The organism is Motilibacter aurantiacus (assembly GCF_011250645.1).
In the GTDB taxonomy this organism is placed as follows: domain Bacteria; phylum Actinomycetota; class Actinomycetes; order Motilibacterales; family Motilibacteraceae; genus Motilibacter_A; species Motilibacter_A aurantiacus.
In genome coordinates this window covers 628,937-649,216 of record NZ_JAANNO010000001.1, presented here as the reverse complement: position 1 = coordinate 649,216, position 20,280 = coordinate 628,937, and the positions used below count along the sequence as shown (strand labels likewise).

The window sequence follows — 20,280 nt, the reverse complement described above, 5'->3', positions numbered from 1 at the left end:
ATGCTTCGCACGATGTTGAAGTCGAAGATCCATCGGGCGACCGTGACGCACGCGGACCTGCACTACGTCGGCTCGATCACCGTGGACTCCGACCTGCTCGACGCCGCCGACCTGCTGCCCGGGGAACAGGTCTCGGTGGTGGACGTGACCAACGGCGCCCGGCTCGAGACGTACGTCATCCCCGGCGAGCGGGGCAGTGGCGTCGTCGGCATCAACGGCGCCGCCGCGCACCTCGTCCACCCGGGCGACCTGGTCATCCTCATCTCCTACGCGGTGGTCGACGACGCTGAGGCGCGCCGCCTGCAGCCGCGGGTCGTGCACGTCGACGACGCCAACGCGATCGTGGAGGTCGGCGGGGACGCCGCGCAGCCGGTCCCCGGCACGGCACAGCTGCGCCCCGCGGGGGCGGTGTGAGGCTGCCGCAGCGGCTCGCGGCGGCGGCGCCCGGCTGGACGACACGAGCGGACGTCGTCGTCGTGGGCAGCGGGATCGCGGGGCTGACCGCGGCGCTGGGCGCCCGCCGGGCCGGGCTGTCCGTGCTGCTCGTGACCAAGACCTGGCTCGACGCCGGGTCCACCCGGTGGGCACAGGGCGGCATCGCCGCGGCCCTCGGGCCGGACGACAGCCCGGACGAGCACCTGCGCGACACGCTCGTCGCGGGCGTGGGGCTGTGCGAGGAGGACGCCGTGCGCGTCCTCGTGACCGAAGGCCCGGCCCGGGTGCGCGAGCTGGTGGACGCCGGAGCGCGCCTGGACCGGGACTCCAGGGGCGCCCTCGTCTTCACCAGGGAGGGCGGGCACCACCGCGACCGGATCGTCCACGCGGGCGGCGACGCCACGGGCCTCGAGGTCCAGCGTGCCCTGCTGGAGGCGCTGCGCTCCGACCCCGAGGTCGACATCGTGGAGCAGGCGCTGGTCCTCGACCTGCTGCGCTCCGCGGACGGGCGTGCCTGCGGCGTGACCCTGCACGTCATCGGCCAGGGCGCCCGTGACGGTGTCGGCGCTGCCCTCGGCCGGGCCGTGGTGCTCGCGACCGGCGGGCTGGGCCAGGTCTACGCCTCCACCACCAACCCGTCGGTGTCCACCGGGGACGGCGTCGCGCTCGCGCTGCGCGCCGGGGCCGAGATCACTGATCTGGAGTTCGTGCAGTTCCATCCGACGGTCCTCTGGCTCGGGGACCTCTACGGCGGGCAGCAGCCACTCGTCTCCGAGGCGGTGCGCGGCGAGGGCGCATTCCTCGTCGACGACACGGGGAACCGCTTCATGCAGGGCGAGCACGAGCTGGCCGACCTGGCCCCGCGCGACGTGGTCGCGAAGGCGGTGCTGCGACGCATGCAGGCGACCGGCGCCCCGCACGTCTGGCTCGACGGGCGCGGGTTCGGCGAGGAGAAGTGGCGGCGCCGCTTCCCGACCATCCTCGCCAGCTGCCGGGAGCACGGCATCGACCCCGTGCGCGAGCTCGTCCCCGTCGTGCCGGCCTGCCACTACGCCTCTGGCGGCGTGCGCACCGACCTGCGCGGCCGGACCACGGTCCCCGGGCTGTACGCCTGCGGGGAGGTCGCCTGCACGGGGGTCCACGGCGCCAACCGGCTCGCGTCCAACTCCCTGCTCGAGGGGCTGGTGTTCGCCGCCCGCATCGCGGAGACGCTCGCCGGCGAGCTCCCCGAGCCCGCGGACCCGGCGCCGGACCCGCGGCCGGCCGGCGTCCTCGACGCGGGCGTACGCCCCCGGCTGCAGCGCGCGATGTCCGACGGGGCGGGGGTGCTGCGCTCCGCGGCGAGCCTCTCGGCCACCCTTGGGGTGATCGACGAGCTGTCCGGGCCGGCCAGCGGCGAGCCCTGCACCGAGTGCTGGGAGGCCACGAACCTGCTCACGGTCTCCGCCGCGCTGGCCACCGCCGCAGCGCGGCGGGAGGAGACCAGGGGCAGCCACTGGCGGGAGGACTTCCCGGCCCGGGACGACGAGGCATGGAGGATGCACCTCGTGACCACACTCGCGAACGGCCGGCTGGACGTACGCCCGGAGCCGCTGCGCGCCCCCGGCGAGGCCGCTGCCGGGGCCGCCCGATGAGCGCGCTGCGCGACGAGACCTGGAACGCGCTCGTCACCGCGGGGCTCGACCCGGAGGCCGTCGTCGACCTCGTGCGCCGGGCCCTGGCCGAGGACCTCGCCGGCGGCGTCGACGTCACGACGGTCTCGACCGTGCCGGAGGACGCGCTGTCCGTCGGCGACCTGGCGACCCGCGCCGACGGGGTGGTCGCCGGGCTCCCGGTGGCCGCGGCCGTCTTCGAGCTCGCCGGCGACGCCGTGGTGCACCCGATCGTCCCCGACGGCGCCGTCGTCGCCGAGGGCACGGCGATCGCGAGCGTCGCGGGCAGCACGCGCACCCTGCTCACCGCGGAGCGTACGGCGCTGAACCTGCTCGGCCGGCTCTCCGGCATCGCCACCCTCACCGCCATCTGGGTCGACGCCGTCCGCGGCACCGGCGCCGCCGTCCGCGACACCCGCAAGACCACCCCGGGCCTGCGCGCGCTGGAGAAGTACGCCGTCCGCTGCGGCGGCGGGCAGAACCACCGGATGTCGCTGTCGGACGCCGCGATGGTGAAGGACAACCACGTGGTGGCCGCCGGCGGCGTGGTGGCCGCCTTCGAGCGGGTCCGCGCGGCCCACCCCGACCTGCCCATCGAGGTCGAGGCGGACACGGTCGAGGACGCCGTGCTGGCCGTCGAGGCGGGCGCGGACCTCGTCCTGCTGGACAACATGTCGACGGCGGACCTGCGCCGGGCGGTCAAGCTCGTCGGGGGCCGGGCGCGGCTGGAGGCGAGCGGCGGCCTCACGCTCGGGACGGCGCGCAAGGTCGCGTCGACCGGCGTGGACTTCCTCGCCGTCGGGGCGCTCACCCACTCGGTCCAGGTGCTCGACATCGGGCTCGACCTGCGCCCGCTCGACGAGCCCGGCCGCAGGGCCGTGGGCGCCGACGGAAGCGGGGCCTGAGCGTGCTGCTCGCCATCGACGTGGGCAACACCCACACCGTCCTCGGCCTGCTCGACGGCGCGGAGGTCGTCGAGCACTGGCGCATCGCGACCGTCGCTGGGCGTACCGCGGACGAGCTCGCCGTCGTCGTCCAGTCGCTGCTGCGCCAGCACCCTGCCCTCGGCGCGGACGAGGACATCGCCGGCATCGCGGTCTGCTCCACCGTCCCGGCGCAGCTGCTGGAGATGCGCGACCTGTGCCGGCGCTACTACTCGACGGTCCCGACGCTCGTCGTCGAGCCGGGGGTGAAGACGGGGATCCCGGTGCTGACCGACAACCCCAAGGAAGTCGGCTCCGACCGCATCCTCAACGCCCTTGCCGCCGTCCACCTGCACGGCGGGCCCGCGATCGTCGTCGACTTCGGCACGGCGACCACCTTCGACGCGGTGACGTCCCGGGGGGAGTACGTGGGCGGTGCCATCGCCCCCGGCATCGAGATCTCCGTGGAGGCCCTCGGCACCCGCGGTGCCCAGCTGCGGCGGGTCGAGCTCGCGCGCCCGCGCTCCGTCGTCGGCCGCAACACGGTCGAGGCGCTGCAGTCCGGGATCATCTTCGGCTTCGCCGGCCAGGTCGACGGGATCGTGGACCGGATGGCCCGCGAGCTCGCGTCCGACCCCGACGACGTCACCGTCATCGCCACCGGCGGGCTGGCCCCTCTCGTGCTCGAGGAGTCCTCCTCGATCGACGCGCACGAGCCGTGGCTCACGCTGCACGGGCTGCGGCTGGCGTTCGAGCGCAACCACCCCACGGCCTGACGCGCCCGGCTCGACCGCGGGCTCGTGCGCGGTGGGTGTCATGATCACCGTCCTCAGCCCCCGTCGAGCCCCCGTCCCGAGGACCGCGGCGCAGGCGCGGAAGGCCGACCGCCCGCTCGGTAGCCTGGACAGGTGAGTGACGAGCAGCCCGACGCCCTGCAGCCCGACGGTCTGAGCGAGCAGGAGCGGGTACGCCGGGAAAAGCTCGAGCGCCTGCGGGCGGAGGGGGCCGACCCGTACCCGGTCGGCTTCCCGCGCACCACGAGCTTCGCCGAGCTGCGCGCGAAGCACCCCGGCCTCGCGCCCGACACGCACACCGGCGAGCGCGTGGGCGTGGCCGGTCGCGTGATCTTCTTCCGCAACACCGGCAAGCTCTGCTTCGCGACGCTGCGCGACGGCACCGACGACATGCAGGTGATGCTCAGCCTCGACTCGGTCGGGCAGGAGCGCCTGGACGCGTGGAAGTCCGACGTCGACCTCGGCGACCACGTCGGGGTCGAGGGCGAGGTCATCACGTCGCGGCGCGGGGAGCTCTCCGTGCTCGCCGACTCCTGGGCGATGACGTCGAAGTCCCTGCGCCCGCTGCCGGAGAAGCACAAGGGGCTGACCGACCCCGAGGCCCGGGTGCGCCAGCGCTACGTCGACCTGATCGTCAACCCCGAGTCCCGGCGGATGCTGCAGATCCGCAGCGACGCCGTGCGCAGCCTGCGCTCGACCCTGACCCGCACCGGGTTCGTCGAGGTCGAGACGCCGATGCTGCAGGTCGTCCACGGCGGAGCCAACGCCCGCCCCTTCGTCACCCACATCAACGCCTACGACCTCGACCTCTTCCTGCGCATCGCCCCCGAGCTCTACCTCAAGCGGCTCGTCGTCGGCGGCGTGGAGAAGGTCTTCGAGATCAACCGCAACTTCCGCAACGAGGGCGCGGACTCGACCCACAACCCCGAGTTCACCATGCTCGAGGCGTACGAGGCCTACGGCGACTACGACACCATGCTCCGGCTCACCCGCGAGCTGGTGGTCACGGCCGCGCAGGACGCCCTCGGCGGCACCGTCGTGACCCACACCGCGCTCGACGGCACGGTCTCCGAGCACGACATCGGCGGCGAGTGGCGGGTGACCACGGTCAACGCGGCCATCTCCGAGGCGCTCGGCGAGGAGGTCACCAACGACACGTCCGAGCAGCAGCTGCGCGCGCTGGCCGACAAGGCCGGGGTCCCGCACGCGCCGGAGTGGGGCCGCGGCCAGGTGGTGCTGGAGCTCTACGAGCGCCTCGTGGAGGAGCACACCGTGCTCCCGACTTTCTACAAGGATTTCCCCACGGACGTGTCGCCGCTCACCCGCGCGCACCGCGAGGACCCGCGGGTTGCGGAGCGTTGGGATCTCGTCGCTTTCGGTGCCGAGTTGGGGACCGCCTACTCCGAGCTCGTCGACCCGGTCGAACAGCGCCGGCGGCTGACCGCGCAATCCCTTCTCGCCGCCGGCGGCGACGCCGAGGCCATGGCCCTGGACGAGGACTTCCTGCGTGCGCTGGAGTACGGCATGCCGCCCTCGGGGGGCATGGGCATGGGGGTCGACCGGCTGTTGATGATGCTCACCGGAAAGGGCATCCGAGAGACCGTGCTCTTCCCGCTCGTACGCCCCGAGTGAGCAATCGGGACCATAGCGCCTCGTGCAAACGGATGAGTCGATGAGCCGGGACGCCGACCACGCGGGCGGCCCGACCGGTCCGCTGGTCGTGCGTCGTGCGCGCACCACCGACGTCCCGGCGATTCGCGCGCTCGTCGACCTCTACGCCGCCCAACGAATCCTGCTGTCCAAGGCGACGGTGACGTTGTACGAGGACGTCCAGGAGTTCTGGGTCGCGGAGGCCGACGGGCGAGTTGTCGGCTGCGGAGCGCTCCACGTGCTGTGGGAGGACCTCGCCGAGGTGCGCACGCTGGCCGTGGACCGGTCCGTGCGCGGCACGGGGGCGGGCTCGGCCGTCCTGCGGCGCTTGATCGAGGTCGCCCGCGAGCTGGGCGTCGCCAGAGTGTTCTGCCTCACCTTCGAGGTCGACTTCTTCACCCGGCACGGTTTCGTCGAGATCGAGGGAACGCCCGTGTCTCCCGAGGTCTTCGAGCAGCTCCTGCAGTCCTACGACGAGGGTGTGGCCGAGTTCCTCGACCTCGGCCGGGTGAAGCCCAACACCCTCGGCAACAGCCGGATGCTCCTGCACCTGTAGGCCTGGGGTGGCGGCCGCACCTGATCGGGGGCGGCCCGGGTGACAGACCCCCGGTGGAGGAGGGAGAATGAAGCGTGCTCGGCTTCCTCGAAGGTGTCATCCCTATGGCCGTGATGGCCACCGTCTTCATCCTCGTCATGCGTGCGGCGTTCCGCGCGACGGACGGGAAGCATCGCGACCGGAGCTGACCTCCGCCCGAATTCGTGCGCGCGCCGCACCCATTCGAGGGAGAACGCGGCCAATCCATGTGGTTCGATTGGCCGTGATCGACCGCGCCGTGCTACAAATTGTTCTCGGCGGGGGTACTGCGGAGAAAGGCACCACGAATGGCGCAGAAGACCATCGTCACGCTCGAGGACGACCTCGACGGCGGCCCCGCCGACGAGACGCTCACGTTCGCGCTCGACGGCGTCACCTACGAGATCGACCTCAACGAGGACAACGCGCAGGCGCTGCGTGACGCGCTCGCTCCGTACGTCGGCAACGCCCGCCGCGTCTCGGGCCGCTCCACCGCCCGCTCCAGCTCGCGCGGCAGCCGCGCCTCCAGCGCTCCGGCTGCAGCCCCGGCCCGCCGGCAGGACAGCGCCTCGATCCGCGAGTGGGCGCGGCAGAACGGCCTGACGGTCAACGAGCGCGGCCGCATCCCGGCCGCCGTCCTCGAGGCGTACGAGAAGGCCCACGGCTGAGCCGAGCGCGAGAGCCCTCGGCGCCGCCGGGCGCCCAGCGCCGTGGGCCCGGCGCAGACGCGGGGGCCGCGACGGTCTCGAGGGGGCTGAGCGCAGCTGCGGAGCGGTGCCAGTGGCCGCTTCCCCGGCCTTCGACGCGCGCTGAAGGCAGGGCTCCTGAGAAGGCAGGGCTCCTGAGAAGGCAGGCCTCCTGAGAAAGGCAGGGCTCCCGGGAAGGGCTGCCGGGCCCTGCTCCGAGCCTGCTCGTGCGGCAACGGCGGGCCCAGCCCCGTACGCCCGCGATTCCGGCGGCCGACCGCCGAGCCCGGCGCGCTGTTCGCCCGGAGCGTACCCATGCACGCGAGGGGCGGTTCGTGGAATCCCATGGGGTGAGGTGCCGTTGGACCCGGTGACCCCGGGAAATCGACGGCGTCTCCGTCCGACGGGCTCGGCACCCAGGTGCTGGGACACCGCCGGGCACGGAAGGGGCCGCGGGGCTAGCATGCGGAAGGACAGGGGCACAGGCGCAAGGGTCTGTGGGACTGCCCGATCCGCTTCGTGAGGAGCGTGCAGATGTTCGAGAGGTTCACCGACCGTGCGCGGCGGGTCGTCGTCCTGGCTCAGGAAGAGGCCAGGATGCTCAACCACAACTACATCGGGACCGAGCACATCCTGCTCGGCCTGATCCACGAGGGTGAAGGCGTCGCTGCGAAGGCGCTGGAGTCCCTCGGGATCTCCCTCGAGGCTGTGCGCTCGCAGGTCGAGGAGATCATCGGCCAGGGCCAGCAGGCCCCGTCCGGTCACATCCCTTTCACCCCCCGGGCGAAGAAGGTCTTGGAGCTCTCGCTCCGCGAGGCCCTTCAGCTCGGCCACAACTACATCGGCACCGAGCACATCCTGCTCGGGCTGATCCGCGAGGGCGAGGGCGTCGCCGCCCAGGTCCTCGTGAAGCTCGGTGCGGACCTCAACCGCGTCCGCCAGCAGGTCATCCAGCTCCTGTCCGGCTACCAGGGCAAGGAGACGGCGACCGCTGGCGGCCCGCAGGAGGGCGCGCCCTCGACCTCCCTCGTCCTCGACCAGTTCGGCCGCAACCTGACGCAGGCCGCGCGCGAGGGCAAGCTCGACCCGGTCATCGGGCGCGAGAAGGAGATCGAGCGCGTGATGCAGGTCCTCTCGCGCCGCACCAAGAACAACCCGGTCCTGATCGGCGAGCCGGGCGTCGGCAAGACGGCCGTCGTCGAGGGCCTGGCCCAGGCGATCGTCAAGGGCGAGGTGCCCGAGACCCTCAAGGACAAGCACCTCTACACCCTCGACCTCGGCGCCCTGGTCGCCGGCTCGCGCTACCGCGGTGACTTCGAGGAGCGCCTGAAGAAGGTGCTCAAGGAGATCCGCACCCGTGGCGACATCATCCTGTTCATCGACGAGCTGCACACGCTCGTGGGTGCGGGTGCCGCCGAGGGCGCGATCGACGCGGCCTCGATCCTGAAGCCGATGCTCGCCCGCGGTGAGCTGCAGACGATCGGTGCCACGACGCTCGACGAGTACCGCAAGCACCTGGAGAAGGACGCCGCGCTCGAGCGCCGCTTCCAGCCCATCCAGGTCGCCGAGCCGTCGCTGCCGCACACGATCGAGATCCTCAAGGGCCTCCGGGACCGCTACGAGGCGCACCACCGCGTCTCGATCACGGACTCGGCGCTCGTGGCCGCGGCCACGCTGGCCGACCGCTACATCTCCGACCGCTTCCTGCCGGACAAGGCGATCGACCTGATCGACGAGGCCGGCTCGCGCATGCGCATCCGTCGGATGACCGCGCCGCCGGACCTGCGCGAGTACGACGAGCGCATCGCCGGCGTCCGCCGCGAGAAGGAGTCCGCGATCGACGCGCAGGACTTCGAGAAGGCGGCCCGCCTGCGTGACGAGGAGAAGCGTCTCCTCGGCGAGAAGGCGCAGCGGGAGAAGGAGTGGAAGGCCGGCGACATGGACGTCGTCGCCGAGGTGGACGAGGAGCTGATCGCCGAGGTCCTGGCCACGGCGACGGGCATCCCCGTCTTCAAGCTGACGGAGGAGGAGTCCGCCCGTCTGCTCAAGATGGAGGACGAGCTCCACCGTCGGGTCATCGGCCAGGAGCAGGCCATCAAGGCTCTCTCCCAGGCGATCCGGCGCACCCGCGCCGGCCTCAAGGACCCGAAGCGCCCGGGTGGCTCGTTCATCTTCGCCGGCCCGTCCGGCGTCGGTAAGACCGAGCTGTCCAAGACGCTGGCCGAGTTCCTCTTCGGTGACGAGGACGCGCTCATCGCGCTCGACATGAGCGAGTTCTCCGAGAAGCACACCGTCTCGCGGCTGTTCGGCTCGCCTCCCGGCTACGTCGGCTACGAGGAGGGCGGCCAGCTCACCGAGAAGGTGCGGCGCAAGCCGTTCTCGGTCGTCCTGTTCGACGAGGTGGAGAAGGCCCACCCGGACATCTTCAACAGCCTGTTGCAGATCCTGGAGGACGGTCGCCTGACCGACTCCCAGGGCCGGGTCGTGGACTTCAAGAACACCGTCATCATCATGACGACCAACCTCGGCACGCGGGACATCTCCAAGGGCTTCAACCTGGGCTTCGCCGCCGCCGGCGACACCCAGACCGGCTACGACCGGATGAAGGCCAAGGTCCAGGACGAGCTCAAGCAGCACTTCCGGCCCGAGTTCCTGAACCGCATCGACGACATCGTCGTGTTCCACCAGCTCACCGAGAACGAGATCATCCGGATCGTCGACCTCATGCTGGCGCGGCTCGACGAGCGGCTCCGGGACAAGGACATGGGCATCGTGCTCACGGACAAGGCGAAGCAGCTGCTCGCCGAGCGTGGCTACGACCCGGTCCTCGGCGCCCGGCCGCTGCGGCGCACGATCCAGCGCGAGATCGAGGACGCCCTGTCGGAGAAGATCCTCTTCGGCGAGGTCAAGGCCGGCGAGATCGTGGCGGTCGACGTCGAGGGCGAGGGCAAGGACGCGACGTTCACCTTCCGTGGTGAGCCGAAGTCGGTGCCCGAGGTCACGCTGAGCAAGTCGCTCTGACCGGACGACGGCAGAAGGGCCGCTCCCGCAAGGGGGCGGCCCTTCCTCGTCGTGGGCGATGTGGTGCCGTCGAGCGACGGCCGACGGGTGCGACCGGCCTCAGGCGAGCGGGCTCCCGATCGGCTCCATCGAGGCGACGAGGACGGTACGCCCGGGCGGGGCCGGCTGCTGCTCGATCGTGATCAGGACCTGCACCTCGCTGCCGTCCTTGCGCAGCGCCGTCAGGGGGACCGGCTTGCCCAGGATGCGGCGCTGGCCGCTGAGCAGGAAGCGCACGAAGCCGGCGATGTGCAGCTCGTGCAGCCGCGGCGGGATGATGCACACCAGGCGCTGTCCGACCAGGTCGTCGACCTCCCAGCCCAGCAGCCGGGCGGCCGCCTCGCTGACCGCGAGGATGCGGTTGGCGTCGTCGGCCGCGACGAGCGCCTGCGGCGAGGTCCGCACCGCCGAGTCGTCCCAGTCGGCCCGCCGGCGGCGGGTGGAGTAGAGGCTGACGTCCGGCAGGCGCCACGGGACGGGCGCCGCGCCCTCGGCCTGGCGGAGCACCTCCTGCAGGCACCAGTTGCGCAGCGCACGGATCTCCGGCTGGCTGGGCGGCGCGAGCAGCCGCCCGTCGGCGGCCAGCTCGACCGCCTCGTCGAGCACCGAGTGCAGGGTGGCGAAGCGGGGGACCGCGGCCCGCGGCAGCGGGACCCGGTGGTCCACGGCGGCGCGGCCGGAGTCGCGCAGGGCGAAGACGTCGGCGCTCGCCTCGGACAGCAGGGAGAGCGCCTCGCCGCCCGCGGCCGCCTCGTCGGCGGCGGCGCCGCCGGCCGTGCCGCCCTGGTCGAGCACGGTCAGCTGGTACTCGCGCAGCAGCGCCGCCGCGTGCTCCTGGAAAGTGCAGTAGAGCGCGATGGGCAGTGAGGCGAGCAGGACGGTCAGGTCCGGTGGCTCGGCGGCGGTCGCGCCTGTGTCGGGCCGGGGCGGGCGCGGGTCCGCCGCCGGCAGCCCTCCGGGAAACCGGGCGGCCGTCGGGCCGGGCGGCCCGAGCGTGAACCACACGACCTTGCCGTGGCCCTCGACCTGGCGGACCCCGCTGTCGGCCGCGAGCACCTCGACCAGCCCGAGGCCACGGCCGGTGGTGGCGGCCTCGTCCTCGTACGTCCGCTGCACCGGCAGGTGGGGGCTGTGGTCCGCGACCTCGACCAGCACGCTGTCGCCCGCGACGGTGACTGTGACGCCGACCTCGGACCGGGCGTGAACGACGGCGTTGGTCACCAGCTCGCTCACGAGGAGGGCGGCGGTGTCGACGGTGTCCTCGTCCATGCCCGCCGCGCGGACGGTGTCGGACACGGCCGAACGCGCCCGGCGCACGCTCGCGGGCTCTGGGGCGAACGCGACAGCCCGGTGGGCGAGCACCCGCTCCGACCCCGCCACGTGCTTCCTCCCCACCTGGGCCCCGGCATGACTCAGGGACCCCTCGAGCCCGCTACCCAAGAGAACGCCGCGCTACGCCTGTCGAGTCTCCAGCACCGGCCGGCAGCCGGTAGAGGCTTCCCGGGAGCAGCTCGACGAGCCCGTCGGCGACGAGCCCCGCGAGCGCCCGTCTGCGCTGGGGCGCATCGTCCCAGACCGCGTCGAGCGCCGCCCGGTCGACCGGGCCGGGGCTCTCGCGCAGCACCGCGAGCAGCCGGCCGCGCGCCTGGCGGTCGGTGCCGGCGTACGTCTGGGCACGGCGGGCCGGAAGCGGGGACGGTGGGCTGCCCGCCGCTCGCCATGCGCACAGGTGCCGGATGGGGCACGGCTCGCAGTGGGCGACCCGGGCCGTGCACACGAGGGCGCCCAGCTCCATGACCGCGACGGCCCAGCGCGCCGCTGTCGCAGCGTCGTCCGGCACGAGGGAGTGCGCCACCCGGGTCTCGGCCGCGTTGAGCGTGGCGGCGGGCTCGGCCCGCCCGCTCACGGCGCGCGCGTGCACCCGCCGGACGTTGGTGTCGACGACGGCGTGCCGCCCACCGAAGGCGAAGGAGGCGACAGCGGCCGCGGTGTAGCTGCCGACACCGGGAAGGGCCAGCAGTGCCTCGTGGTCGGCGGGCACCTGCCCCCCGTGGCGCTCCACCACGGCGGTCGCCGCCTCGTGCAGGCGCAGCGCCCGGCGGGGATAGCCCAGCCTGCCCCACTGCCGGACGGCCTCGCCCGGCTCGGCGGCAGCCAGGTCGGCCGGGGTGGGCCAGCGGTCCATCCAGGCCTGCCACGCAGGCAGCACGCGGGCGACGGGGGTCTGCTGCAGCATGATCTCGGACACCAGAACGGCCCACGGGGCCGTGCCCGGTCGCCGCCACGGCAGATCGCGTGCGGCGGTGTCGTACCACGCCAGGACCGGGGCGTGCAGGGGCGAGGCGGGCATCTCCAGCGCATCGTAAGGGCTGCGCTGCGGCGTGGTGCCGAGGAGGAGCGATCCGATCGGCCTAGCGTGTCGCGCGTGGTGCTGCAGCCGGTGGGGCCCGAGAGCCCCGGAACGTACTGGATGCGCCGGGCGGTCCTCGTCGTCGGCGTGCTGGTCGTCCTGCTGCTGGGCGTGCGCGTCCTCGCCGGCGGGTCGGGCGACGCGGCCGAGCGGGGCTCCGACGACCCGGCGCCCTCGGCCTCCGCGACCCCGCCGGCCAGCGCCGGTGGCGTCGCCGCGGGCGACGCGGGCGACGCGGAGGGCACGGACGGCGGGGGCGAGGCGTCCGGGGACGCCGAGGCCGGTGCCAACGCCGGCGACGTCGTCCTCGACCCCGGCGCGGTGACCGCGCCGACGTCCCAGCCCTCCGCCGCCTCCTCCTCGGACGCGAGCAGCCCGTCGGGCTCCGCGGACGCGTCCGGCTCGGCGGGTGACGAGCCGTCCGCGCAGCAGTCGGCCCCGGTCGACGGGTCGGCCTGCTCCGACGAGCAGATCGAGGTCACGGCGAAGTCCGACGCCGACAGCTACCCGGCGGGCCGGAGCCCCCGGCTCACCCTGACCGTGCGCAACACGTCCGAGAGCCCGTGCACGCGCGACCTCGGGTCCGCGGCGCTTGAGCTGGTCGTCGAGTCCGGCCCGGCGCGGGTGTGGAGCTCGGACGACTGCGGCGCCCGCAGCGGGCACACGCAGCGCACGCTGAAGGCCGGGGAGAGCTGGTCCACGAGCGTCACCTGGTCGCGCAAGCGATCGGCGCCCGGGTGCACCGGCCGCGCGGTCGCCGGCGACGGGACGTACGTCGTGACCGCCCGCGTCGGCACCGCGACCAGCGAGGCGGCCCGCTTCCTGCTCCAGTAGGCGGCGCTGGCGGCCGGGCCGGCCGCGCTGCGCGGCGGGCCGATGACGGCGTGCAGCCGGCGGCGAGAGAGGATGCCGCCATGGCCGGCTGGGTGACTTTCCTCGTGGGCTCGCGGGTGCTGGCCGTGCGGTCGGAGGAGATCCGCGAGGTGCTCCGCGACGCCGAGATCGTGCCGCTGACCGGCGTACGCGCCCCGGTGACCGCCGCCCTGGGCCGGGAGGGCCCGCGCGTCCCCCTCGTGGACCTGCGTGAGCACGAGGCCCGCGCGGACGTGCTCGTCCTCGCGACCGTGCAGGCCGGCGTGGTGGTCGACGGTGTGCTCGCCGAGCTGGAGGACGACGGGCTCGAGCCCGACCCGGACCTGCCCGAGGGGCTGCCGGCGTACGTCCTGGCGGCGCTGCGGCGGCCGGGGGCGCCCGGCCCGGGGCGGGTGCTGCAGGTGGACCTGGAGTCGCTGGCCGGGCTGGTCGAGGCGCTCTGACCGTCGCGTGGCAGCGGCCGGCTCAGGGCGGGCGGCAGGCTGAGCTGCTGGGGCCGGGCGGCGGGGTCAGACGTAGCGCTCAAGGATCGAGGACTCGGCGAGCCGGGAGAGCCCCTCACGGACCGTGCGGGCCCGCGACTCACCGACGCCCTCGACCGCCTGCAGGTCGTCGATGTTGGCGGCCAGCAGCTTCTGCAGGTTGCCGAAGTGCTCCACGAGCCGGTCCACGACCGCGACGGGCAGCCGGGGGACCTTGGCCAGCAGCCGGAAGCCGCGCGGGCTCACCGCCCCGTCGAGGCCCTCGCCCGCGGTCGCGAAGCCGAGCGCGCGGGCGATCGCGACGATGTCGAGCAGGCTGGCGGCGTCGAGCGAGTCGAGCTCGGTGAGGACGTCCTCGACGGTGCGCGTCCGGCGGCCCCCGGCACCGTGCAGGTAGTCGCGGGCCACCAGCTCACGGTCGGCGTCCACGCCGGCGATGAGCTCCTCGAGCTGCAGCGAGAGAAGGCGGCCGTCGGTGCCGAGCTCGACGACGTAGCCCTCGATCTCGTCGGCGATGCGGCGGACCATCTCGAGCCGCTGGGCGACGGCACTGACGTCGCGGACCGTCACCAGGTCCTCGATCTCCAAAGCGGACAGCGTCCCGGAGACCTCGTCGAGCCGGAGCTTGTAGCGCTCGAGCGTGGCCAACGCCTGGTTGGCCCGGCTCAGGATCTGCGCCGAGTCCTCGAGCACGTAGCGGCGCCCGCCCGCGTAGAGCGCGACGATCGACATCGAGGCGCTCACGGAGACCACGGGGACGTCGAGCTGCCGGGACACCCGCTCGGCGGTGCGGTGCCGGGTGCCGGACTCCTCGGTCGGGATCGACGGGTCCGGGACGAGCTGGACGGCGGCCCGGTGGATCTTGGTCACCTCGGCGTCGCACACCACGGCGCCGTCCATCTTCGCCAGCTCGCGCAGCCGGGTGGAGGAGAACTCGACGTCCAGCTCGAAGCCGCCGGTGCAGAGCGCCTCGACGTTGCGGTCGTAGCCGAGCACGATGAGCGCGCCGGTCCGGCCGCGCAGGATGCGCTCGAGCCCCTCACGCAGCCGCGTGCCGGGGGCGAGGAGCGCGAGGATCGGGCGGAGGGGCTCCTCCGCCGCCTGCCGTTCGCTGACTGGCACGCCGCTCCTCAATGGTCACCAGTGGTGATCAACTGGAGTCTACCGTCGGCGTCCGCGGTGGCTCGGGCGGCAGCCCGGCCCGGGGCCTCGGCGGTGTTCATGACCGCCCGCAGCGCCGTCTCGATGTCGGGCACCGGGATCGCCACGATGCCCGGGACGCCGGCGGGCTCGGTGCCGAGCGGGACCAGCGCCCGCGTGAACCCCAGCCGGGCGGCTTCGCCGAGCCGGCGTGCGATGCCGGCGGCGGGGCGTACCTCACCGGCGAGGCCCACCTCGCCGAGCGCGATGATCCCCTTCGGCAGCGGGAGGTCGCGGACCGAGCTGGTGACCGCCAGCGCGATGGCCAGGTCGGTGGCCGGCTCGGTGAGGCGCACGCCGCCGACGGTCGCGACGTAGGTGTCCGCGTCGCGCAGCCGGACCCCGCCGCGCCGCTCCAGCACCGCGAGGATCATCGCGACCCGGGAGGCCTCGACCCCACTGGTCGCACGGCGCGGGTTCGACGCCGGGGTAGGGGCGACGAGGGCCTGCACCTCGGCCACGAGCGGGCGGCGGCCCTCCAGTGCCACGGTGACGGCGGTGCCGGGCACCGGGAACGAGTGGCGCGAGAGGAACAGCCCGCTCGGGTCGGGCAGCTCGACGATCCCGCTCTCGCCGAGGTCGAAGCAGCCCACCTCGTCGGTCGGGCCGTAGCGGTTCTTCACCGCGCGGACCATGCGCAGCCGCGAGGAGCGGTCGCCCTCGACCTGCAGCACGACGTCCACGAGGTGCTCGAGCGCGCGCGGGCCGGCGATGCTGCCGTCCTTGGTCACGTGGCCGACGAGGACGGTCGGGATGCCGCGCTCCTTCGCGACCCGGGTGACCGCGGCGGCCACCTCACGGACCTGGCCCACGCCTCCGGCCGAGCCGTCCACCTGGGAGGAGGCGACCGTCTGCACCGAGTCGACGATGAGCAGGTGGGGGCGGACCGCGTCGACGTGGCCGAGCAGGGCGCCGAGGTCGGTCTCGGCGGCGAGGTAGAGGTGCTCGTTGAGCGCGCCGACCCGCTCCGCGCGCAGCCGGACCTGGCCCGCGGACTCCTCCGCCGTGACGTACAGCGTCCGGGAGCCGATCCGGGCGCACTTGGACGCCACCTCCAGCAGCAGCGTCGACTTGCCGACCCCGGGCTCGCCCGCCATCAGCACGACGGCGCCGGGGACCAGGCCCCCGCCGAGCACCCGGTCCAGCTCGCCGATGCGGGTCGGCTTGGCGCGCGCGGTCTCGACGTCGACGTCCGCGATCGGCCGGGCTGCGGCCGTCACCGGGCCGGCGGTCGTCCTCGGCCCGGAGACGGGGCCGGACTCCTCGACCGAGCCCCAGGCCTGGCACTCGCCGCACCGGCCCACCCACTTGGCGGTGGTCCAGCCGCACTCGGCGCAGCGGTAGCCGCGGGGGGTGGCCTTGGAGCTCGCGGCCTTGCTCGTCGCCATGCCCGGCAGGCTAGAGGGCGGCGGGGACAGTCGGGGGTGACCGGCCACACCCGGCCCGGCCGCGGCTGCGCAGAATCGGGGTCATGGCGAAGACCGATGGCACGACGGGCAACGAGGGCGAGCAGGGCATCGAGGGCAGTGGTGGCACCGGGGCCACTGGTGTCACGGCGGGCACGGACGCGGCCGAGGCGGTGCGCCGGGCGTTCGTGGACCTGGCGGCGATCGCGCAGACCGGCCTCAACTACGCCCAGGACCCCTTCGACCGGCAGCGGTACGCCCAGGTCGGCGACGTGGCCGAGCGGCTGCGCGCCCTCGTCACCGCCGGCCCGCTGGGCGAGCTGGCCCGGCTGGTGGACCCCGAGGGCGGGCACGCGACCCCGAAGGTCGACACGCGCGGCGCGGTGTTCGACCCGGAGGGCCGGCTGCTGATGACCCGCGAGCGGTCCGACGGGCTGTGGACGCTGCCGGGTGGCTGGTGCGACGTGCTCGAGCCGCCGACCTCCAACGTGATCCGCGAGATCCGCGAGGAGGCCGGCGTCGAGGCCCGGATGGTCCGGCTGGCCGCCGTGCTCGACCGCGAGGTGCGCGGCCACCAGCCGCCGATGCCGGTGCACGCGTACAAGCTGTTCTTCATCTGCGAGGAGGTCTCGCGCGGCGGCCCGCTCGACGAGAAGGAGATCCTCGAGGTGGGCTGGTTCGACCCGCAGGACCTGCCCCCGCTGTCGACGGCCCGCATCCTGCCCGACGAGATCGCCATCTGCGTCGAGGCGTGGCGCGACCCGTCCCGGCCGACCGTCGTCGACTGACCCGCGCCTCCCACCCGCCCCGATGCGGCATCGCGCCGGTTCCCACCCGCCCCGATGCGGCATCGTGGCGATAGGTCGGTGTGACTGCGGCATCGCGCCAACGTGGGGTCGCCTGGATGCGGCATTGCGCCGCACGCAGTCGGAGGCGCGGGACCGTGCGGGCGGGCGGGCGCGGGGCGGGTCAGGTGGTGGCGGCGGGCTCGGCGTCCCCGGCCTTGCCCTTGCGGCGGGGCTTGCGCGGCGGCGCGGCGGAGGCGTCGGCCGGGTGCGCGGCGAAGACGAGCGCGGAGGCGAGCCGCTCCTCGCAGTGCCGGGTCAGCTCCGCGTACGCCGCGGCGCCCATCAGCTCGACGAGCTCGGCGCGGTAGGACAGGTAGACCGGCTCGCGCCCGACGTGCGCCTCGGTGTTGCCGGTGCAGTACCAGTCGAGGTCGTGCCCTCCCGGGCCCCAGCCACGCCGGTCGTACTCCGCGATGGTCGTGACGAGCACCTCGGTGTCGTCGGGGCGGGTGACCCGGTCGTAGGAGCGGCGGACCGGCAGCTGCCAGCAGACGTCCGGCTTGGTCTCCAGCGGCTCGCGGCCGAGCCCCACCGCGAGCGTGTGCAGCGCGCAGCCGTAGCCGCCGGCGAAGCCGGGCCGGTTGAGGAACACGCACGCGCCGTCGACGACCCGGGTCTTGCGGGCGCCCTCGTCGTCGGTCTCGACCCAGTGCTTGCGGCCGCGCCCGTGCAGCTGCCACGTGTCGGGCGTCAGCTGCTTCACGAATTCCGCGACCCGCTTCTCGTCGTCCTCGTCGGCGAAGTGGGCGCCGAGGGTGCAGCAGCCGTCGTCGGGCCGCTCGGCGTAGATCCCCTGGCAGCCGGAGCCGAAGATGCACGTCCACCGCGAGGTGAGCCAGGTCAGGTCGCAGCGGTAGACCTGCGCCGCGTCGTCGGGGTCGGGGAACTCGACCCACGCGCGGGGGAAGTCAAGGGGCACCTCGGGCACCGCCACAGGGTAGGCCGGGCGGCTGGCTAGGCTCGGGACGTGCGCCTCGGGGTCCTCGACGTGGGGTCGAACACGGTCCATCTGCTCGTGGTCGACGCCCATCCGGGCGCGCCGCCCCTGGCGGCGTACTCCCATCGCATGCGGCTGCGCCTGGCCGAGCAGCTCGAGGACGACGGCAGCATCTCCCGCAAGGGCGCCGACCAGCTCGTGGCGTTCTGCCTGGAGGCCGTCGACGTCGCCGACGACCAGGGCGTCGAGCAGATGCTGGCCTTCGCGACCTCGGCCATCCGCGAGGCGCCCAACGGCGAGGACGTGCTCGCCCGCGTGCGCGACGAGGCCGGCGTCGCGCTCACGGTGCTGTCCGGCGGCGACGAGGCCCGGCTGACCTTCCTCGCGGTGCGCCGGTGGTTCGGCTGGTCCGCCGGCCGGCTGGTCGACCTCGACATCGGCGGCGGCAGCCTGGAGATCTCGGCCGGGGCCGAGGAGGAGCCCGCGGTCGCGGTGTCGGTGCCGCTGGGGGCGGGGCGCGTGACCCGCGACCGGCTGCGCGGTGACCCGCCCTCGCCCGAGGACGTGAAGGCCGCTCGCAAGCACATCCGCGCCGAGCTCGGCAAGGTCGTCCGCGACGTGCTCGTCGTCGGGACGCCGGACCGGGTGGTGGGCACCTCGAAGACGTTCCGGTCGCTGGCCCGCCTCTGCGGGGCGGCGCCCTACGCCGACGGCCCGTACGTCCGCCGGGTGCTGGAGCGCGACGCGCTCGCCGAGTGGGCCGAGGAGCGGCTGCCGACGATGTCCGTGCGCCGGCGGTGCGCGCTGCCCGGGGTGAGCGAGGACCGCGCGCCACAGCTGCTCGCCGGGGCCATGGTGGCGCTCGCCGCCATGGACCTGCTCGGCGTGCAGGAGCTGGACATCTGCCCCTGGGCCCTGCGAGAGGGCATCCTGCTGCGGCGGCTGGACGCCCTGCCCACCACGTGACCGCGGCCCTCCCGCCCGTCGCGCTCTCCTCGGCGTCGGTCTATCCCGAAGGGTGCACCGCGGCGTTCGAGGCGGCGGCCGAGCTAGGCTACGACGGCGTCGAGGTGATGGTCTGGGACGACCCCGTGAGCCAGAGCGCGTCCGCGCTCGAGCGGCTGTCCGCGCACTACCGGGTCCCCGTGCTGTCGGTCCACGCGCCCACGTTGCTGCTCACCCAGCGGGTGTGGGGCACCGACCCGTGGGTCAAGATCGAGCGGTCGTACGCGCTGGCCGAGCAGCTCGGGGCGGGCACCGTCGTGATCCACCCGCCGTTCCGCTGGCAGCGGGACTACGCGCGCACGTTCGTGCAGGGGCTGGCCGAGCGGCAGCAGCGGACCGAGGTGGCGCTCGCGGTGGAGAACATGTTCCCGTGGCGGGCGCGCGGGCGGCTGCTGGAGGCGTACGCCCCCGGCTGGGACCCCGTGCAGCAGGCGTACCCGCATCTGGTCCTCGACCTCTCCCACACGGCCACGGCCGGCGTGGACGCGCTGTCCACGCTCGATGCGATGGGCCGGCGGCTCGGCCACCTGCACCTGGCCGACGGCTCGGGGTCACGGCGCGACGAGCACCTCGTGCCGGGGCGCGGGACGCAGCCCTGCGCGGAGGTCCTCGCCCTGCTCGGGCACGGCGGGTTCGCCGGCACCGTGGTGGTCGAGGTCAACACCCGGCGCGCGCCCGACCGGGCCGCCCGTCGCCAGGACCTCGAGGAGGCGCTCGCGTTCGCCCGCGACCACCTGGCTCGGGGGCGGGCGGGATGAGCCCCCGCGGGCGGCCGAGCGGCACGTCCGACGCGCGCGACCGGATCCTCGGCGCGGCGCGCTCGGAGTTCGCGGCCAAGGGGTACGACAAGGCCTCGCTGCGCGGCATCGCCCGGGCGGCGGAGGTCGACCCGGCGCTCGTGCACCACTACTTCGCCGGCAAGGAGCAGGTGTTCGTGGCCGCGATGCGGCTGCCGTTCGACCCCGCGCTCGCCCTGCCGGAGGTGCTCGCGGGGCCGCCGGAGGGGCTCGGCGAGCGGGTGGCGCGCTTCTTCCTGGGCGTCTGGTCCGAGCCGGCGACCCGCGAGCCGCTGCTGGGGCTGCTGTCGGCGGCGACCTCCAGCGAGGCGGCCGCGGGGATGCTGCGCGAGTTCGTCACGGGCAGCCTGCTCGCCCGCGTCGCGGACGCCTCGCCCATCGCCGACCACCCCGACCGGAGGCTGCGGGTGGAGGCGGGAGCCGCCCAGCTGCTGGGGGTGGCGCTGCTGCGCCACGTCGTCCGGGTCGAGCCGCTGGCGTCGGCCCCGGAGGAGGACGTGGTCGCGCTGGTGGCTCCGACGCTGCAGCGCTACCTGTCGGGGGAGTAG

19 protein-coding genes are annotated in these 20,280 nt (G+C 74.1%); 14 read left to right on the top strand and 5 right to left on the bottom strand.

Annotation, left to right across the window (positions count from 1 at the left end):
• From panD to G9H72_RS02940, 8 genes are all read left to right on the top strand, one after another.
• Positions 1 to 414 carry an aspartate 1-decarboxylase gene (panD, locus tag G9H72_RS02975; RefSeq protein ID WP_166167087.1) on the top strand — a complete coding sequence of 138 codons (414 nt, stop codon included), beginning with the start codon at positions 1 to 3 and terminating at the stop codon, positions 412 to 414.
• A gap of 2 nt (positions 415 to 416) precedes the next feature.
• Complete coding sequence (locus G9H72_RS02970; protein ID WP_166167787.1) at positions 417 to 2,069, top strand: L-aspartate oxidase; 1,653 nt, start codon at positions 417 to 419, stop codon at positions 2,067 to 2,069.
• Positions 2,066 to 2,992 (top strand): carboxylating nicotinate-nucleotide diphosphorylase, encoded by a 927-nt coding sequence (nadC, locus tag G9H72_RS02965; RefSeq protein ID WP_166167085.1) that lies wholly within the window; start codon positions 2,066 to 2,068, stop codon positions 2,990 to 2,992. The genes G9H72_RS02970 and nadC overlap by 4 nt, the downstream gene beginning before the upstream one ends.
• Positions 2,993 to 2,994: 2 nt before the next feature.
• Positions 2,995 to 3,786 carry a type III pantothenate kinase gene (locus tag G9H72_RS02960; RefSeq protein ID WP_166167083.1) on the top strand — a complete coding sequence of 264 codons (792 nt, stop codon included), beginning with the start codon at positions 2,995 to 2,997 and terminating at the stop codon, positions 3,784 to 3,786.
• 132 nt (positions 3,787 to 3,918) lie between these two features.
• Entirely contained in the window at positions 3,919 to 5,436 is a 1,518-nt protein-coding gene (gene lysX, locus G9H72_RS02955) for a bifunctional lysylphosphatidylglycerol synthetase/lysine--tRNA ligase LysX (protein WP_331271917.1), read from the top strand.
• 40 nt (positions 5,437 to 5,476) lie between these two features.
• A complete protein-coding gene (locus G9H72_RS02950) occupies positions 5,477 to 6,010 on the top strand; it encodes an amino-acid N-acetyltransferase (RefSeq protein ID WP_166167081.1) in 534 nt (177 codons plus the stop codon).
• Between the two features lie 326 nt (positions 6,011 to 6,336).
• On the top strand, positions 6,337 to 6,696 hold the full coding sequence (locus G9H72_RS02945) for a histone-like nucleoid-structuring protein Lsr2 (RefSeq protein WP_166167079.1): 360 nt from the start codon (positions 6,337 to 6,339) through the stop codon (positions 6,694 to 6,696).
• A gap of 552 nt (positions 6,697 to 7,248) precedes the next feature.
• A complete protein-coding gene (locus tag G9H72_RS02940; protein ID WP_166167077.1) occupies positions 7,249 to 9,735 on the top strand; it encodes an ATP-dependent Clp protease ATP-binding subunit in 2,487 nt (828 codons plus the stop codon).
• A 99-nt stretch (positions 9,736 to 9,834) separates the two neighbouring features.
• Here the strand turns inward: G9H72_RS02940 and G9H72_RS02935 are convergent, their stop codons facing one another.
• Both G9H72_RS02935 and G9H72_RS02930 read right to left on the bottom strand, forming a co-directional pair.
• Positions 9,835 to 11,136 carry an ATP-binding protein gene (locus tag G9H72_RS02935; RefSeq protein WP_331271966.1) on the bottom strand — a complete coding sequence of 434 codons (1,302 nt, stop codon included), beginning with the start codon at positions 11,134 to 11,136 and terminating at the stop codon, positions 9,835 to 9,837.
• A gap of 70 nt (positions 11,137 to 11,206) precedes the next feature.
• Positions 11,207 to 12,124, bottom strand: a complete 918-nt coding sequence (locus tag G9H72_RS02930) for an A/G-specific adenine glycosylase (RefSeq protein WP_166167073.1) — start codon at positions 12,122 to 12,124, stop codon at positions 11,207 to 11,209.
• Positions 12,125 to 12,199: 75 nt separating this feature from the next.
• On the opposite strand from G9H72_RS02930, the gene G9H72_RS02925 reads away from it, so the two are divergent.
• Together G9H72_RS02925 and G9H72_RS02920 are read left to right on the top strand one after the other, a co-directional pair.
• Positions 12,200 to 13,018 carry a hypothetical protein gene (locus G9H72_RS02925; protein ID WP_166167071.1) on the top strand — a complete coding sequence of 273 codons (819 nt, stop codon included), beginning with the start codon at positions 12,200 to 12,202 and terminating at the stop codon, positions 13,016 to 13,018.
• Between the two features lie 80 nt (positions 13,019 to 13,098).
• Positions 13,099 to 13,500, top strand: a complete 402-nt coding sequence (locus tag G9H72_RS02920) for a CheW domain-containing protein (RefSeq protein WP_166167069.1) — start codon at positions 13,099 to 13,101, stop codon at positions 13,498 to 13,500.
• 66 nt (positions 13,501 to 13,566) lie between these two features.
• On the opposite strand, the gene disA is transcribed toward G9H72_RS02920, so the two are convergent.
• Together disA and radA are read right to left on the bottom strand one after the other, a co-directional pair.
• Positions 13,567 to 14,661 carry a DNA integrity scanning diadenylate cyclase DisA gene (disA, locus tag G9H72_RS02915; RefSeq protein WP_331271916.1) on the bottom strand — a complete coding sequence of 365 codons (1,095 nt, stop codon included), beginning with the start codon at positions 14,659 to 14,661 and terminating at the stop codon, positions 13,567 to 13,569.
• Positions 14,662 to 14,669: 8 nt separating this feature from the next.
• The gene (gene radA, locus G9H72_RS02910) at positions 14,670 to 16,127 is read right to left on the bottom strand and encodes a DNA repair protein RadA (protein WP_166167063.1); all 1,458 of its coding nucleotides are present in this window, start codon (positions 16,125 to 16,127) and stop codon (positions 14,670 to 14,672) included.
• A gap of 83 nt (positions 16,128 to 16,210) precedes the next feature.
• Here radA and G9H72_RS02905 point away from each other — a divergent pair, with 83 nt between their 5' ends.
• Complete coding sequence (locus G9H72_RS02905) at positions 16,211 to 16,933, top strand: NUDIX hydrolase (RefSeq protein WP_166167060.1); 723 nt, start codon at positions 16,211 to 16,213, stop codon at positions 16,931 to 16,933.
• Positions 16,934 to 17,114: 181 nt separating this feature from the next.
• Here G9H72_RS02905 and G9H72_RS02900 read toward each other — a convergent pair whose 3' ends face one another.
• Entirely contained in the window at positions 17,115 to 18,002 is an 888-nt protein-coding gene (locus G9H72_RS02900) for a hypothetical protein (RefSeq protein ID WP_407939525.1), read from the bottom strand.
• On the opposite strand from G9H72_RS02900, the gene G9H72_RS02895 reads away from it, so the two are divergent.
• Genes G9H72_RS02895 through G9H72_RS02885 form a run of 3 tightly spaced genes read left to right on the top strand, consistent with a single transcriptional unit; the run spans position 17,961 to position 20,280 of the window.
• Positions 17,961 to 18,896 carry a Ppx/GppA phosphatase family protein gene (locus G9H72_RS02895; RefSeq protein ID WP_166167054.1) on the top strand — a complete coding sequence of 312 codons (936 nt, stop codon included), beginning with the start codon at positions 17,961 to 17,963 and terminating at the stop codon, positions 18,894 to 18,896. The genes G9H72_RS02900 and G9H72_RS02895 overlap by 42 nt on opposite strands.
• On the top strand, positions 18,893 to 19,693 hold the full coding sequence (locus G9H72_RS02890; protein ID WP_166167051.1) for a sugar phosphate isomerase/epimerase family protein: 801 nt from the start codon (positions 18,893 to 18,895) through the stop codon (positions 19,691 to 19,693). The genes G9H72_RS02895 and G9H72_RS02890 overlap by 4 nt, the downstream gene beginning before the upstream one ends.
• Positions 19,690 to 20,280, top strand: a complete 591-nt coding sequence (locus tag G9H72_RS02885) for a TetR/AcrR family transcriptional regulator (RefSeq protein WP_166167048.1) — start codon at positions 19,690 to 19,692, stop codon at positions 20,278 to 20,280. The genes G9H72_RS02890 and G9H72_RS02885 overlap by 4 nt, the downstream gene beginning before the upstream one ends.